Raw genomic sequence first — 15,501 nt, forward strand, 5'->3', positions numbered from 1 at the left:
CGGGCCCTCACCCCTTCCCCGGGGAAGCCGACGCCGGGCTGTCGTCGCTATTCTCGCCGCGCAGGTAGTCGTCCAGCCACACGTCGAGGTGGCGATAGGCCATCCGCCGCGGCTCCGGCAACGACAGGAACACGTCGTGCTTGGCGTCGGCCACCGGCACGACGGTGGTGCGATTCCCGATGCAGCCGGCCCACCTGGCGATCTGGGTGACGTCGAGAACCGCGTCGCCGCGGTGCATGGACTCCGGGTCGTCGGATTCGGCCACGCTGTGGTCCGACCGCAGGATCAGGTTCGGCACGCCGACCTCGAGTCCGCGTTGCAGCCTGGTGTGCCCGCGGCGGATGGCGTGCAGCCAGCCGAACGTGATCGGGAAGCCGCCCACCGGCTTCCATTGCAGGTCGTAGTCGAATTCGCCGTGGTAGTCGCGGTGCAGGGTGGTGCCGTAGCCACCCTCGGTCGGCGTCCGGACCACGCCCCTGGACCGCACCCGCGCCAGGCCGGCGATCAGCGCCGACGTCAGCGAAAGGCGCAGCAGCGCCGGGCCGTGCAGATCCAGGAACGGGCTGTTGAGCACCAGGCCGCGGACGCCGGAGTGCGCGGCGGGATCCCGCCGCCGCAGCCGGTCCAGCCATAGCGAGACGATCAGCCCGCCGGAGGAATGGCCGTACACCAGCACCTTGGTCTGTGCCGCACCGCCGGTGGCCGGCTCGCGGATGACCGACAGGGCGTGGCCGAGTTCGCCGTCGTAGTGGGCCAGGTCGGTGATGAAGTGCGGGGTCTGGCCGTCGCGCCGGGACCGGCCGCATTTCTGGAGGTCCAGCGCATAGAAGGCGAAGCCGCGGTCGGCGAAATGATCGGCCAACTCGGTGTGGAAGAAGTAGTCGGTGTAGCCGTGCACGGCCAGGACCGCGTGCTCATCGGCGCCGGTGGGCTCGCCGCGCCGGATCAGCGTCGCCACGATGTCGCCCTCGCCGGCGGGATCCGACCCGAGCGGGATGGTGCGCTGCCAATAGCCGGGCAGCACGTCGGGCACCCAGCCAGTCGCCCCGCCAGTCACCAGGCCAGCTTAGAGGTTTTGCTGGTCACCGGTGGGCCGCACGTCGTCAGTCCCCGGAGGGGGTCGGGATAACCTGGGACGGTGTCAGGGCTGGCCGGAATCGCACGCACGGATGTCGTGCTGGTGGGCGCGGGCATCATGAGCGCAACGCTGGGCGCGTTGCTGCGTCGGCTGGAGCCCGACTGGTCGATCACCTTCGTCGAGCGCCTGGACGCCGCCGCCGCCGAGAGCAGCAGCCCCTGGAACAACGCCGGCACCGGGCACTCCGCGCTGTGCGAGCTGAACTACACCCCGCAGAACCCCGACGGCTCGATCGACATCACCAAAGCGGTTCGCATCAACGAGCAGTTCCAGGTGACCCGCCAGTTCTGGGCGTACGCCGTCGAGAACGGCATCCTGACCGACCGCGGCTTCGTCAACACGATCCCGCACGTCAGCTTCATGCGCGGGGCGCAGCGCGTCGACTACCTGCGGCGGCGGCAGCGCGCGCTGGCGGGCAACCCGCTGTTCGCGCGCACCGAGTTTATCGACGACGCCGACGAGTTCGCGCGCCGGCTGCCGTTCATGGCCGCCGGGCGCGACTTCTCCGAACCCGTCGCGCTGAACTGGGCGGCCGACGGCACCGACGTCGACTTCGGGGCGCTGGCGCGGCAACTGATCGGCTTCTGCGTGCGGGGCGGCGCCACGGTGCTGTTCGGCCACGAGGTGCGCGACCTGGCCCGCCGATCCGACGGCGGCTGGACGCTGCTGGTCCGCAACCGCCGCACCGGCGAAAAGCGCCGCCTGAACGCCAAATTCGTCTTCGTCGGCGCCGGCGGGGACGCGCTGCCGCTGCTGCAACGGTCGGGCATCAAGGAGGTCAGGGGCTTCGCCGGCTTCCCGATCGGCGGGCGGTTCCTGCGCGCCGACAACCCGGCGCTCACCGCCGCGCACCGCGCCAAGGTGTACGGCGCACCGGCGCCGGGGGCCCCGCCGCTCGGCGCGCTGCACCTCGACCTCCGGCTCGTCAACGGCAAGTCCTGGCTGGTGTTCGGGCCGTACGCCGGCTGGTCGCCGAAGTTCTTGAAACACGGCCACTTCACCGATTTGCCCCGCTCGATCAAGCCCGACAACGTGCTGTCGATGCTCGGCGTCGGGGCCACCCAGCTGGCACTGGTCAACTACCTGATCGGCCAGCTGCGGCTCTCCGAACCGGACCGCGTGCGCGCGCTGCGCGAATTCGCGCCCAGCGCAAGCGATTCCGATTGGGAGCCGACGGTGGCCGGCCAGCGGGTCCAGGTGATCCGCCGCGACAGGCGCAAGGGCGGGGTGCTCGACTTCAACACCACCGTGCTCAGCGCCGCCGACGGCAGCATCGCCGGGCTGCTGGGCGGCTCCCCGGGGGCCTCGACCGCCGTGCCGGCCATGCTCGACGTGTTGCGGCGGTGCTTCGCCGACCGCTACGACTCGTGGCTGCCCGCGCTCAAGGAGATGGTGCCGTCGCTGGGCGTGCAGCTGTCGCGCGAGCCACGGTTGTTCGAGGAGGTGTGGTCCTGGGGGACCGAGGCGCTGCGGCTAGAGGCGTCGTGAGTCGCGCCGGCGGCGATGCAGTGGGGGCACCACCCGCTTGCGGGGGAGAGTGGCGCGCATGAGCGAAGCGCTGCGTCGCGTGTGGTCCAAAGACCTCGACGTCCCAACGCTTTACGAGCTGCTCAAGCTCCGGGTGGAGGTGTTCGTGGTCGAGCAGGCCTGCCCGTATCCCGAGCTCGACGGGCGCGACCTGCTCGCCGAGACCCGCCACTTCTGGCTCGAGACGCCCGACGGCGAGGTGATCTGCACGCTGCGGCTGATGGAGGAGCACGCCGGGGGCGAGAAGGCCTTCCGCATCGGCCGGCTGTGCACCAAGCGCAGCGCGCGCGGCCAGGGCCACACCACCCGGCTGCTGCGCGCCGCGCTGGCCGAGGTCGGCGACTACCCGTGCCGGATCGACGCCCAGACCTACCTGGCCGACATGTACGCCCAGCACGGATTCGTCCGCGACGGCGAGGATTTCGTCGACGACGGAATCCCGCACGTCCCCATGCTCAAGCCCTCGCGCCCGCCTCCTCAGGCCGACGGCCGGCCTGCATCGTCGGCGGGCGGGCCCGGTTCGGGATCGGCGCAGCAGCCGTGAAGCCGTATCCGTTCAGCGCGATCGTCGGGCACGACCGACTGCGGCTCGCCCTGCTGTTGTGCGCCGTGCGGCCCGAGATCGGCGGGGCGCTGATCCGCGGTGAGAAGGGCACGGCGAAGTCGACCGCCGTGCGCGGGCTGGCGGCGTTGCTGTCGGCGGCGACCGGGGAGGGCGATCTCGTCGAAATGCCTTTGGGCGCAACCGAAGACCGGGTGATCGGCTCGCTGGACCTGCAGCGGGTGCTGCGCGACGGCGAGCACGCGTTTGCCCCGGGCCTGCTGGCCCGCGCGCACGGCGGCGTGCTGTACGTCGACGAGGTCAACCTGCTGCACGACCACCTGGTCGACGTGTTGCTCGACGCCGCGGCGATGGGCCGGGTGCACGTCGAGCGCGACGGCATCTCGCATTCGCACGAGGCGCGTTTCGTCCTGATCGGCACTATGAACCCGGAGGAGGGCGAGCTGCGCCCACAGCTGCTGGACCGGTTCGGCCTGACCGTCGACGTGCACGCGTCGCGCGACGTCGACGTCCGCATGGAGGTCGTCCGGCAGCGCATGGCCTACGAGGCCGACCCGGACGCGTTCGCGGAGCGCTACGCCGACGCCGACGCCGAACTGGCCCGCCGGATCGGCACGGCCCGCGCGCTCGTCGACGACGTGGCGTTGCCGGACGCGGAGTTGCGGCGCATCGCGGCGCTGTGCGCGGCGTTCGACGTCGACGGCATGCGGGCCGATCTGGTGGTGGCCCGCACCGCCGTCGCGCACGCCGCGTGGCGCGGGGCCGGCACCGTCGAGGAGCAAGACGTCCGGGTGGCGGCCGAACTGGCGTTGCCGCACCGGCGCCGCCGCGACCCGTTCGACGACCCCGGCATCGACCGCGACCAGCTGGACGAGGCCCTGAGGCGGGCCGGCGCCGAAGACCCCGAGCCCGATCCGGAGCCGCCCGGCGGCGGACAAGCCGCTGATGACCCTGCGCCACAACAAAATTCGCACCCGCCCGCGAGCGCGTCGAAACCCAGCGCCCCGCCGTCGGCGACGTTTCGCACCCGGGCGCTGACCGTCCCGGGCGTCGGCGAGGGCGCGCCGGGCCGGCGGTCGCGGGCCCGCAACGCCTCGGGCAGCGTGGTGGCGGCCACCGACGGCACCGACGCCGGCGCCACCGGACACGGGCTGCACCTGTTCGCCACGCTGCTGTCGGCAGCCGAGCGCGCCGGGGCGGGGCCGCTGCGGCCGCAGCCGGCGGACGTCCGCCGGGCCATCCGCGAAGGGCGCGAGGGCAACCTGGTGATCTTCGTGGTCGACGCGTCGGGTTCGATGGCCGCCCGGGACCGGATGGCCGCGGTCGGCGGCGCCACCCTGTCGCTGCTGCGCGACGCCTATCAGCGCCGCGACAAGGTCGCCGTGATCACGTTCCGTCAGCGCGGCGCGCGGCTGCTGCTGCCGCCGACGTCGTCGGCGCACATCGCCGGTCGCCGGCTGGCCCGCTTCGACACCGGCGGCAAGACCCCGCTGGCCGAGGGCCTGCTGGCCGCGCGTGAGCTGATCGTCCGGGAGCGGGCCCGCGACCCGGCGCGACGCCCGCTGGTCGTCGTGCTCACCGACGGCCGGGCCACCGCCGGACCGGACCCGTTGGGGCGCAGCCGGATCGCCGCGGCGCGCCTGCTCGCCGAGGGCGCCGCCGCGGTGGTCATCGACTGCGAGACGTCGTATGTGCGGCTGGGTTTGGCCGGCCGGCTCGCCGAGCAACTCGGCGCGCCGGCGGTGCGGCTGGAGCAGTTGCGCGCCGACCACCTGACGCACGCCGTGCGCAGCGTGGCCTGAGGTAAGCATCGATGCCACAAGGACAACCACTCGAAGTGCCCGACGACGGCCTCACCACCCGGGCGCGGCGCAACACGCCCGTGCTCGCGGTGCATACCGGCGCGGGCAAGGGCAAGTCGACGGCGGCGTTCGGAATGGCGTTGCGGGCCTGGAACGCCGGGCTGCGCGTGGCGGTGTTCCAGTTCGTCAAGAGCGCGAAGTGGAAGGTGGGCGAGGAGGCGGCCTTTGCCCGGCTCGGCGAGGTCCACGACCGGGACGGGGCCGGCGGAGAGGTCGAGTGGCACAAGATGGGCGCCGGGTGGTCCTGGTCGCGCAAGGCGGGCAGCGACGTCGATCACGCGGCGGCCGCGGCCGACGGCTGGGCCGAGATCTCCCGCCGGCTGGCCACCCACCGCCACGACTTCTACGTGCTCGACGAATTCACCTATCCGCTGAAGTGGGGCTGGGTCGACGTCGACGAGGTGGTGGACACCCTGCGGGCCCGGCCCGGCCACCAGCACGTGGTGATCACCGGGCGCGACGCCCCGCCGCGGCTGGTCGAGGCCGCCGACCTGGTGACCGAGATGACCAAGGTCAAGCACCCGATGGACGCCGGGCGCAAGGGGCAGAAGGGCATCGAGTGGTGAGCGTCCCGGCGGTGGTGATCGCCGCACCCGCGTCGGGCAGCGGAAAGACCACTGTGGCAACGGGTTTGATCGGCGCGCTGCGCCGGGCGGGCCACACCGTCGCGCCGTTCAAGGTCGGCCCCGACTTCATCGACCCCGGCTACCACGGCCTGGCCGCGGGCCGTCCCGGTCGCAACCTCGATCCGGTCCTGGTGGGGGAGCGGCTCATCGGCCCGCTCTACGCCCACGGCGCCGGCGGGGCGGACATAGCGGTGGTCGAGGGCGTGATGGGACTGTTCGACGGGCGGATCGGAACGGCAGCCCCCGCGGCGGGCTCCACCGCCCACGTCGCCGGCCTGCTGGGCGCCCCGGTGATCCTGGTGGCCGACGCGCGCGGCCAGAGCCACAGCATCGCCGCCCTGCTGCACGGCTTTTCCACCTTCGACCCCGCGACCAGGGTCGGCGCGGTGATCCTCAACCGCGTCGGCTCGCCCAGGCACGAGCAGGTGCTGCGCCGGGCCTGCGAGCAGGCCGGCGTCCCGGTGTTTGGCGCGATTCCGCGCACCGCCGAATTGGAGCTGCCGACAAGGTATCTGGGGCTCGTGACCGCCGTCGAGTACGGGCGTCGCGCGCGCGAGGCGGTGGAGGCGATGACCGCGCTGGTCGCCCGCCACGTCGATCTGGCCGCCGTGGTCGCGTCCGCCCGGTGCCGGCAGGCCGGCCGGCCCTGGGACCCCGCCGCGGAGGTGGGCCAGGCACCGCGCGGGCGCGCCACCGTCGCCATGGCGAGCGGCAAGGCGTTCAGCTTCGGCTATGCCGAGCACGCGGAGCTGCTGCGCGCGGCCGGCGCCGACGTGGCCGAGTTCGATCCGCTCTCCGACGGGCTGCCCGACGGCACGGACGCGGTGTTGCTGCCCGGCGGCTTCCCGGAGCAGTTCACCGCCGAGCTGTCCGCCAATCACGTTGTGCGGCGGCAGATCAGCGACCTGGCCGCTGCCGGCGCCCCCGTGCACGCCGAATGCGCCGGGCTGATCTATCTGGCCTCCGAACTCGACGGCCACCCGATGTGCGGGGTGCTGGCCGGCTCGGCGCGGTTCACACCGCGCCTCACGCTGGCCTACCGCGACGCCGTCGCCGTGGCCGATTCGTCGCTGTATTCCGCCGGCCAGCGGGTGGCCGGACACGAATTCCACCGCACCGCAATCACTTTCGCCGACACCTACCAGCCGGCCTGGGTGTACCGGGGTGACGACGCGAACGAGAAAGCCGCCGTCCGGGACGGCGTGGTGCGCGGCGGGGTGCACGCGTCTTACCTGCACACCCACCCGGCCGCGACGCCGGGGGCGGTGGCGCGCTTCGTCGCCCACGCCGCCAAGGCGCGAACGTAACCGCGCTGCCAAGAACGGCGCGCCAATTCGCAGTGCAGTTACGCTCGCGGCGCCCGCACGGCCAACCACTAGGCTTGCCCGGTGACCGAGAACGCCTACCTGGCCGGACTGCGGCTGGCCGGCAAGAAGGTCGTCGTGGTCGGTGGGGGGACCGTCGCTCAGCGCCGCTTGCCGCTGCTGATCGCCAGCGGCGCGGACGTGCACGTCATCTCCCGCAGCGCCACCCGCGCCGTCGAGGCGATGGAGGGAATCGCGCTGTCGCTACGCGAATACCGCGACGGCGACCTGGACGGGGCCTGGTATGCGATCGCCGCCACCGACGACGCGCGGGTCAACGCCGCCGTCGTCGCCGAGGCCGAACGCCGCCAGATCTTCTGCGTGCGGGCCGACGTCGCCGTCGAGGGGACCGCGGTGACCCCGGCGACGTTCAGCTACTCGGGGTTGTCCGTGGGGGTGCTGGCCGGCGGCGAACACCGCCGCTCGGCCGCGATCCGGTCCGCGATCCGGGAGGCCCTGCAGCGGGGGCTCATCACCCCGGAAGGCCCGGCGAGTTCCGAGGCCGTCCGCGGCGGGGTGGCGCTCGTCGGTGGCGGTCCCGGCGACCCCGAACTGATCACGGTGCGCGGCCGCCGCCTGCTCGCCCAGGCCGACGTCGTGGTCGCCGACCGGCTCGCGCCGCCCGAACTGCTCGCCGAGTTGGCGCCGCACGTGGAGGTCATCGACGCCGCCAAGATCCCCTACGGGCGGGCCATGGCCCAGGACGCGATCAACGACGTCATGATCGAGCGGGCCCGAGCCGGCAGCTTCGTCGTCCGCCTCAAGGGCGGGGACCCCTTCGTGTTCGCGCGCGGGTATGAGGAGGTGCTGGCGTGCGCCGAGGCCGGCATCCCGGTGTCCGTGGTGCCGGGTGTGACGAGTGCCATAGGCGTTCCCGCGCTGGCCGGCGTCCCGGTCACGCATCGGGCGATAAATCACGAGTTCGTGGTGGTCAGCGGCCACGTTGCGCCGGGGCACCCCGAATCGTTAGTGAATTGGGATGCATTGGCAGCCATGCGCGGCACCATCGTTTTGCTGATGGCGGTCGAACGCATCGAATTGTTCGTCGATGCCCTGCTCAAAGGCGGCCGACCTGCGGATACGCCGGTGCTGGTGGTCCAGCACGGGACGACGGCGGCCCAGCACACGTTGCGGGCCACGCTGGCCGACACGCCGGAGCGGATCCGCGCCGACGGGATTCGACCTCCCGCGATCGTGGTAATCGGGGCTGTGGTGAGCCTTGGCGACGCTCGGCGTTTAAACGATTCTTAAGATTACTGTAAGGTAACCCGTTATGACGGCTCTCAACGACTCAGAGCGCGCGGCCCAGAACTGGGCATCCGCGCGCCCCGATCGTCCGGCCCCGGCGCGCGCCACGCGCCCGGCGGAGACCGCCTCAACACGGATCGGCAGGTATTACCCCACCTGGCTGCCCTCGCGCCGCTTCATCGCGGCCGTGATCGCGATCGGCGGCATGCAGCTGCTGGCGACCATGGACAGCACCGTCGCCATCGTCGCGCTGCCCAGGATCCAGAACGAGCTGAGCCTGTCCGACGCGGGCCGCAGCTGGGTCATCACCGCCTACGTGCTCACGTTCGGCGGCCTGATGCTGCTCGGCGGGCGGCTCGGCGACACCATCGGGCGCAAGCGGACCTTCATCGTCGGCGTCGCGCTGTTCACCATCTCCTCCGTGCTGTGCGCGGTCGCCTGGGACGAGGCGACCCTGGTCATCGCCCGGCTGCTGCAGGGCATCGGATCGGCCATCGCGTCGCCGACGGGCCTGGCGCTGGTGGCGACCACGTTCCCGAAGGGCCCGGCGCGCAACGCCGCGACGGCCGTGTTCGCCGCGATGACCGCGGTCGGCTCGGTGATGGGCCTGGTGGTCGGCGGTGCGCTGACCGAGGTGTCCTGGCGGATGGCGTTCCTGGTGAACGTGCCGATCGGGCTGGTGATGATCTACCTGGCCCGCACCTCGCTGCGGGAGACCAACCGCGAGCGGATGAAGCTCGACGCCGCCGGGGCCATGCTGGCCACGCTGGCCTGCACCGCCGCCGTCTTCGCCTTCTCGATGGGTCCGGAAAAGGGCTGGGTCTCGGTCACCACCATCGGCTCGGGCGCGGTGGCGGCGGCGGCCGCGCTGGCCTTCATCGTGGTGGAGCGCACCGCAGAGAACCCCGTCGTGCCGTTCAAGCTGTTCCGCGACCACAACCGGCTGGTCACGTTCGCCGCGATTTTGCTGGCCGGCGGACTGATGTTCAGCCTGACCGTGTGCATCGGCCTGTACGTGCAGGACGTCCTGGGCTACAGCGCGCTGCGCGCGGGCGTCGGCTTCATCCCGTTCGTCATCGCGATGGGGATCGGGCTGGGCATCTCCTCGCAGCTGGTGTCGCGGTTCTCACCGCGGGTGCTGACGATCGGCGGCGGACTTCTCCTGTTCTGGGCGATGATCTACGGCTCGTTCTTCATGCACCGCGGCGTGCCCTACTTCCCCAACCTGGTGGCGCCCATCGTCGTCGGCGGGATCGGGATCGGCATCTGCGTGGTCCCGCTGACCCTCTCGGCGATCGCCGGCGTCGGCTTCGACCAGATCGGCCCGGTGTCGGCCATCGCGCTGATGCTGCAGAGCCTGGGCGGGCCGCTGGTGCTGGCCGTCATCCAGGCCGTGATCACCTCCCGCACGCTGTACCTGGGCGGCACCAACGGCCCGGTGAAGTTCATGAACGACCTGCAACTGCACGCGCTGGACCACGGTTACACCTACGGCCTGCTGTGGGTCGCGGGCGTGGCCGTGATCGTCGGCGCCGCGGCGCTGCTGATCGGCTACACCCCCGAGCAGGTCGCCCACGCGCAAGAGGTCAAGGAAGCGATCGACGCCGGCGAGCTGTAGCTCGCCGTCCGTCTCGAGAGTGCCGCTGCCGGCGGTCCCACCCGGGAAACGCGTCGCTGGTTGCACTTTCGGCCGTCGGGCGGCTGCCGTCCCACCACCTGCCGCACGTTAGGCTGGCCCGCTGTGATCACCCGGATGTCCGAGCTGTTCCTGCGCACCCTGCGCGACGACCCCGCCGACGCCGAGGTGCCCAGCCACAAGCTGCTCATCCGGGCCGGCTACGTCCGGCCCGTCGCGCCCGGGCTGTACAGCTGGCTGCCCCTGGGATTGCGGGTGCTGCGCAAGATCGAACGGATCGTCCGTGACGAGATGAACGCGATCGGCGGCCAGGAGATCCTGTTCCCCGCCCTGCTGCCGCGCGCGCCGTACGAGGCGACCAACCGGTGGACCGAGTACGGCGACGGGGTGTTCCGCCTGCAGGACCGCCGTGGCAACGACTACCTGCTGGGGCCGACCCACGAGGAGCTGTTCGCGCTGACCGTCAAGGGCGAGTACAGCTCCTACAAGGACTTCCCGCTGCTGCTGTTCCAGATCCAGAACAAGTACCGCGACGAGGCGCGGCCGCGGGCCGGCATCCTGCGCGTCCGGGAGTTCCTGATGAAGGACTCCTACTCGTTCGACGTCGACGACGCCGGGCTCAAGGCCGCCTACCACGCGCATCGCGAGGCCTATCAGCGCATCTTCGCCCGCATGCAGGTGCGCTACGTCATCGTCTCCGCGGTGTCGGGGGCGATGGGTGGCAGCGCGTCCGAGGAGTTCCTGGCCGAAAGCCCCGTCGGCGAGGACACCTTCGTGCGGTGTCTGGAGTCCGGCTACGCGGCCAACGTCGAGGCGGTCGTCACCGCCCGCCCCGAGGCGCGCCCGATCGAGGGGCTGCCCGCGGCGGTGGTCCACGACACGGGGGACACCCCGACCATCGCCACGCTGGTCGCATGGGCCAACACGGCCGGCCTCGGCCGCACCGTCACCGCCGCCGACACGTTGAAGAACGTCCTGCTCAAGGTGCGCCCGCCCGGTGGCGAGTGGGAGCTGCTGGCGATCGGGGTGCCCGGCGACCGCGAGGTCGACGAGAAGAGGCTGAGCGCGGCGCTCGAGCCCGCCGACTACGCGTTGCTCGACGACGCCGACTTCGCCCGCCACCCCTTCCTGGTGAAGGGCTACATCGGCCCGAAAGCTTTGCGCGACAACGGGGTTCGCTACCTCGTCGACCCGCGCGTGGTCGACGGCACGAGCTGGATCACCGGGGCCGACGAGTCCGGCCGGCACGTCGTCGGGCTGGTGGCCGGCCGGGACTTCACCGCCGACGGCACCATCGAGGCCGCCGAGGTGCGCGACGGCGACCCGTCGCCGGACGGGGCCGGCCCGCTGGTGTCGGCGCGCGGCATCGAGATCGGCCACATCTTCTCACTCGGCCGCAAGTACACCGACGCCTTCACCGTCGACGTCCTCGGCGAGGACGGCAAGCCGGTGCGCCTGACCATGGGTTCCTACGGCCTCGGGGTGTCGCGGATGGTGGCCGTCATCGCCGAGCAGCACCACGACGAGCTGGGCCTGCGCTGGCCGCCGGCCGTCGCGCCGTTCGACGTGCACCTGGTGATCGCCAACAAGGACGCCGAGGCCCGCGCCGGTGCGACCGCGCTGGCAGCCGAGCTGGACGCGTTGGGGGTCGAGGTGCTGCTCGACGACCGCCAGGCGTCGCCGGGCGTCAAGTTCAAGGACGCCGAGCTCCTGGGCGTGCCGTGGATCGTCGTGGTGGGCCGGGGCTGGGGAAACGGGGTGGTCGAGCTGCGGGACCGCTTCTCGGGTCAGACCCGCGAGCTCGCCGTCGGCGAGTCGCTGGCCGCCGACGTCGTGGCCGCCCTGAACCGCTAGCCGGACTACTCGTTGCCGCCGGGGAAGCTCGTCGTGATGGGCCAGGCGCCCAGCACCCGGTTCCAGCGGGCGGCCATGACGGCGCTCTGCGTCAGGGCCGTCGACGCGAACGCCCGGTCGTCGGCCGTCTCCGCGCGCTCGATGACCGCGCGCCAGGCCGTCGCGCCGTCGTTCTCCATCCGCGCCGCCAGCCGCGCCGCGTCGGCCGCGCTGCCCACCACCATCGGCAACTGATAGCCGGGGGCGGCGACCGGGGCGTTGACCTTGCGCGCGGCCAGCATCGCGATGACGTCGTCGCGGCGCTGCCGGTGCTGACCCAGGGCCTCCACCACCATGCCGTTGACGCTGGGGGGCGTGAGCGCCGACACGATGCCGTAGCCGTAGATCGTCGAGTGCTCGACGGCCAGCGCGTCGCACAGCGCGGCGTTGTCGGCGTCTTTCCCGGACGTCATACCGGGCCGGACGTCATATGGACGGCCCCCCGGGCACCAGCGCCACCTGGTAGGACGCCGTGCACGAAGCCGCGATGGACGCCAGCAGGCCCGAGCGGTAGCCCGACTCGGTGGTCGCCAGGCGGCCGGCGCTCTCGGCCGACGCCCGCAGCGAGTTGATCACGTCGGACACCGGCGGTGGCGGCGGCGGCGGGCCGGACGGCTCGGCGGCGCTGGGGCTGGTCGTCTCGCTCGCCGAGGTGGCGAGCTTGCCGGCGGCCCGGGAGATCTCCGTGGACAGGGCGCGGGCATGCGCGGCGCGTTGGGTGGCGACCACGGTCAGCGCGGCCGCGATCTGCGGCGCGACGCCGATGGCCGCGGCGGCGGCGCCGGCGAGAGCGCTGTCCTTGCGGGCCTGGTCCAACGGCCCCAGCAGGTTTTCGACGGCGGGCGGCTTGGGCGGGGACTCGCCGCAGGCGGACGCGACCACCCCGAACGCGGCAAGGGCCGCGGCACCGGCGAGCACACCCCGCCTGTTGGTGACGGGTACTGCGCTAGGCACAGCAACATCCTGCCATCGGCGGGCCCGGTCACGACGGAGGGCAGGTCCGGGGACCGCGACCGCGCCGCGATCACGCCGTCATCGGCGATTCCTGGCGTATCGTGGATAGCTGACTGCAGACCGGAGCCGCCCGGAAGCCGCCCGGGTGGCGACATCCGGCGGACGACCGGACAACTCAAGATGAGGAGCTCGCCGTGACCACCGGGCTACCTTCGCAGACGCAGGTGATCGAGTTACTCGGCGGAGAGTTCGCGCGCGCCGGTTACGAAATCGAAGACGTGGTCATCGACGCCCGGGCGCGCCCGCCGCGGATCACGGTGATCGCCGACGGTGACGAACCCCTCGACCTCGACACGGTCGCCGGCCTGTCGCGTTCGGCCTCGGCTTTGCTGGACGGCCTGGACGGCGCCCCGGACGGTTACGTGCTCGAGGTCAGTTCCCCGGGCGTGGAGCGCCCGCTGACCAGTGCGAAGCACTTCCGCCGCGCCCGCGGCCGCAAGGTCGAGATCGCGCTGTCGGACGGGTCGCAGCTGACCGGCCGGCTCGGCGAGACCCGCGACGACACGGTCGCGCTGGTGCTCCGCGCGGGCCGGGACTGGAGCATACGCCACATCCCGCTCCACGAAATCGTGAAAGCCATTGTGCAGGTTGAGTTTTCGCCACCGGCACCGGAGGAGCTCGAACTGGCGGGGGCGGTGCGGGGTCGGCCGGACAGGACGGAGGCCGAAGCATGAACATCGACATGGGCGCTCTGCACGCGATCGAGGTGGACCGGGGCATCTCGGTCACCGAACTGCTCGAGACCATCAAATCCGCGCTGCTGACCGCCTACCGGCACACCCAGGGCCACCAGATGGACGCCCGCATCGAGATCGACCGCAAGACCGGCGTCGTGCGCGTGATCGCCTGCGAAACCGACGAGGACGGCAACGTCATCAGCGAATGGGATGACACCCCCGAGGGTTTCGGGCGCATCGCGGCCACCACCGCGCGCCAGGTGATGCTGCAGCGGTTCCGGGACGCCGAGAACGAGCGGACGTACGGCGAGTTCTCCACCCGTGAGGGCGAGATCGTCGCGGGCGTCATCCAGCGCGACAGCCGGGCCAACGCGCGTGGGCTCGTCGTCGTGCGGATGGGCACCGAGACCAAGGCGTCCGAGGGCGTGATCCCGGCCGCCGAGCAGGTCCCCGGTGAGAGCTACGAGCACGGCAACCGGATCCGCTGCTATGTCGTCGGTGTGACGCGCGGGAGTCGCGAGCCGCTGATCACGCTCTCGCGGACCCATCCCAACCTGGTGCGAAAGCTGTTCTCGCTCGAGGTCCCCGAGATCGCCGACGGGTCGGTGGAGATCGTGGCGGTGGCCCGCGAGGCCGGCCACCGCTCCAAGATCGCCGTGCGGTCGAACGTTCCCGGCCTGAACGCCAAGGGCGCCTGCATCGGCCCGATGGGGCAGCGGGTCCGCAACGTGATGAGCGAGCTCTCCGGGGAGAAGATCGACATCATCGACTACGACGAGGATCCTGCCCGCTTCGTCGCCAACGCGCTGTCGCCGGCCAAGGTGGTCTCCGTGTCGGTCATCGACCAGACGGCCCGGGCCGCCCGCGTGGTGGTACCCGACTTCCAGTTGTCGCTGGCCATCGGCAAGGAGGGCCAGAACGCCCGGTTGGCCGCACGGCTCACCGGGTGGCGGATCGACATCCGCGGCGATTCGCCCGGGCAAAGCGAGGCGCAGTCCGAACACGGCGCCGGCCATCCGGTGGCGCACGACCGCTAGCGGACCTCCCGCGGCTCATCCTCGGGCGGTTCTGACCTCTGGAAAACGGACGCTAGACTGAGCCGTGATCCAGCGCGAACTTTCGGCCCCGGCGCACAGAAGCACTGATGGACCCGTGCGGACGTGTGTGGGGTGCCGGAAGCGAGAGCTGGCCGCCGAACTGCTTCGAGTGGTGGCTGGGTCGACGGGGAACGGCGAGTATGCCGTGCTCGTTGACACGGGCAGTAGCCTGCCGGGGCGGGGTGCCTGGCTGCATCCCACACCGCAGTGCGCGCAACAGGCGATCCGGCGGCGGGCTTTCGCGCGAGCGTTGCGCATCGCCGGTCCACTGGACACATCCGCGGTGGCCGAGCACTTGGGAGTGCACGGCTCGCCCGGCAACAGAACAGGTAGCTAAGAACATGAGCACACCGTGAAGTCCCGATGACAATGCGTCATAGCTAATACCCGAGGCGCGGCCGGCCGCTGTCGCCTCATAGACAGGAGATGTAGTGGCAGGTAAGGCCCGCGTACACGAGTTGGCCAAGGAACTCGGTGTCACCAGCAAGGAAGTCCTCGCCCGACTGAACGAACAGGGCGAATTCGTCAAATCCGCATCGTCGACGGTAGAGGCGCCGGTGGCTCGCCGGCTACGCGAGTCCTTCGGGGGCGGCAAGCCGGCCCCCGCCAAGGCGGCCGCCAAGGCCCCGGACAAAGCCCTGGACAGGGCGCTCGACAAGGCGATCAGCAAGCCCGCCGGCAACGGCGCGGCCGCGTCCCCGGCCGCCGCGCCGGCCAAGCCCGCCGCCGGTGGCGTGGCCGCCGCCGCGCAGGGCTCCCCGGCCGCGACGGCCGACGCGCCCCCCGCGCCATCTCGGCGAGGGCCGCCGCCGGATTCGGCACCAGCTGCAGCGCGGCGGTCGAGATCACCGCGCCAA

At 71.9% G+C, this 15,501-nt stretch carries 15 protein-coding genes; 12 read left to right on the forward strand and 3 right to left on the reverse strand.

Annotation, left to right across the window (positions count from 1 at the left end; translation table 11 throughout):
- Positions 1-7: 7 nt before the first annotated feature.
- Positions 8-1,057: an alpha/beta hydrolase gene (locus tag A5696_RS15685; protein WP_231964341.1), complete on the reverse strand. Its 1,050-nt coding sequence runs from the start codon at positions 1,055-1,057 to the stop codon at positions 8-10.
- Between the two features lie 90 nt (positions 1,058-1,147).
- On the opposite strand from A5696_RS15685, the gene mqo reads away from it, so the two are divergent.
- The 8 genes from mqo (at position 1,148) to A5696_RS15725 (ending at position 11,817) form a co-directional block, all read left to right on the forward strand.
- Positions 1,148-2,626 carry a malate dehydrogenase (quinone) gene (mqo, locus tag A5696_RS15690; protein ID WP_067880626.1) on the forward strand — a complete coding sequence of 493 codons (1,479 nt, stop codon included), beginning with the start codon at positions 1,148-1,150 and terminating at the stop codon, positions 2,624-2,626.
- Between the two features lie 58 nt (positions 2,627-2,684).
- A complete protein-coding gene (locus A5696_RS15695; protein WP_067880525.1) occupies positions 2,685-3,209 on the forward strand; it encodes a GNAT family N-acetyltransferase in 525 nt (174 codons plus the stop codon).
- Positions 3,206-5,029, forward strand: coding sequence for a magnesium chelatase subunit D family protein (locus A5696_RS15700; RefSeq protein ID WP_067880528.1), 1,824 nt, complete (start codon positions 3,206-3,208; stop codon positions 5,027-5,029). The genes A5696_RS15695 and A5696_RS15700 overlap by 4 nt, the downstream gene beginning before the upstream one ends.
- An 11-nt stretch (positions 5,030-5,040) precedes the next feature.
- Positions 5,041-5,655, forward strand: coding sequence for a cob(I)yrinic acid a,c-diamide adenosyltransferase (gene cobO, locus A5696_RS15705; protein WP_067880531.1), 615 nt, complete (start codon positions 5,041-5,043; stop codon positions 5,653-5,655).
- Positions 5,652-7,022: a cobyrinate a,c-diamide synthase gene (locus A5696_RS15710; protein WP_067880534.1), complete on the forward strand. Its 1,371-nt coding sequence runs from the start codon at positions 5,652-5,654 to the stop codon at positions 7,020-7,022. Before cobO ends, A5696_RS15710 begins: the two co-directional genes overlap by 4 nt.
- Before the next feature lie 81 nt (positions 7,023-7,103).
- Positions 7,104-8,330: a uroporphyrinogen-III C-methyltransferase gene (gene cobA, locus A5696_RS15715; protein ID WP_067880537.1), complete on the forward strand. Its 1,227-nt coding sequence runs from the start codon at positions 7,104-7,106 to the stop codon at positions 8,328-8,330.
- 22 nt (positions 8,331-8,352) lie between these two features.
- Entirely contained in the window at positions 8,353-9,945 is a 1,593-nt protein-coding gene (locus A5696_RS15720) for an MFS transporter (protein WP_067880540.1), read from the forward strand.
- 123 nt (positions 9,946-10,068) lie between these two features.
- On the forward strand, positions 10,069-11,817 hold the full coding sequence (locus A5696_RS15725) for a proline--tRNA ligase (RefSeq protein ID WP_067880543.1): 1,749 nt from the start codon (positions 10,069-10,071) through the stop codon (positions 11,815-11,817).
- Positions 11,818-11,822: 5 nt separating this feature from the next.
- Here A5696_RS15725 and A5696_RS15730 read toward each other — a convergent pair whose 3' ends face one another.
- Both A5696_RS15730 and A5696_RS15735 read right to left on the reverse strand, forming a co-directional pair.
- Positions 11,823-12,269 (reverse strand): ferritin-like domain-containing protein, encoded by a 447-nt coding sequence (locus A5696_RS15730; protein ID WP_067880546.1) that lies wholly within the window; start codon positions 12,267-12,269, stop codon positions 11,823-11,825.
- 13 nt (positions 12,270-12,282) lie between these two features.
- The gene (locus tag A5696_RS15735; protein WP_067880549.1) at positions 12,283-12,810 is read right to left on the reverse strand and encodes a hypothetical protein; all 528 of its coding nucleotides are present in this window, start codon (positions 12,808-12,810) and stop codon (positions 12,283-12,285) included.
- A 194-nt stretch (positions 12,811-13,004) separates the two neighbouring features.
- Here A5696_RS15735 and rimP point away from each other — a divergent pair, with 194 nt between their 5' ends.
- From rimP to A5696_RS15750, 4 genes are all read left to right on the forward strand, one after another.
- Positions 13,005-13,544: a ribosome maturation factor RimP gene (gene rimP / locus A5696_RS15740; protein WP_067880552.1), complete on the forward strand. Its 540-nt coding sequence runs from the start codon at positions 13,005-13,007 to the stop codon at positions 13,542-13,544.
- Positions 13,541-14,584 (forward strand): transcription termination factor NusA, encoded by a 1,044-nt coding sequence (gene nusA, locus A5696_RS15745; protein WP_067880554.1) that lies wholly within the window; start codon positions 13,541-13,543, stop codon positions 14,582-14,584. Before rimP ends, nusA begins: the two co-directional genes overlap by 4 nt.
- A 64-nt stretch (positions 14,585-14,648) precedes the next feature.
- Entirely contained in the window at positions 14,649-14,981 is a 333-nt protein-coding gene (locus A5696_RS27160; protein ID WP_197516986.1) for a YlxR family protein, read from the forward strand.
- Between the two features lie 94 nt (positions 14,982-15,075).
- On the forward strand, positions 15,076-15,501 hold a 426-nt coding region (locus A5696_RS15750), incomplete at its 3' end, for a translation initiation factor IF-2 N-terminal domain-containing protein (protein ID WP_197516987.1).

Source organism: Mycobacterium sp. E2699 (assembly GCF_001666745.1).
Classification (GTDB): domain Bacteria; phylum Actinomycetota; class Actinomycetes; order Mycobacteriales; family Mycobacteriaceae; genus Mycobacterium.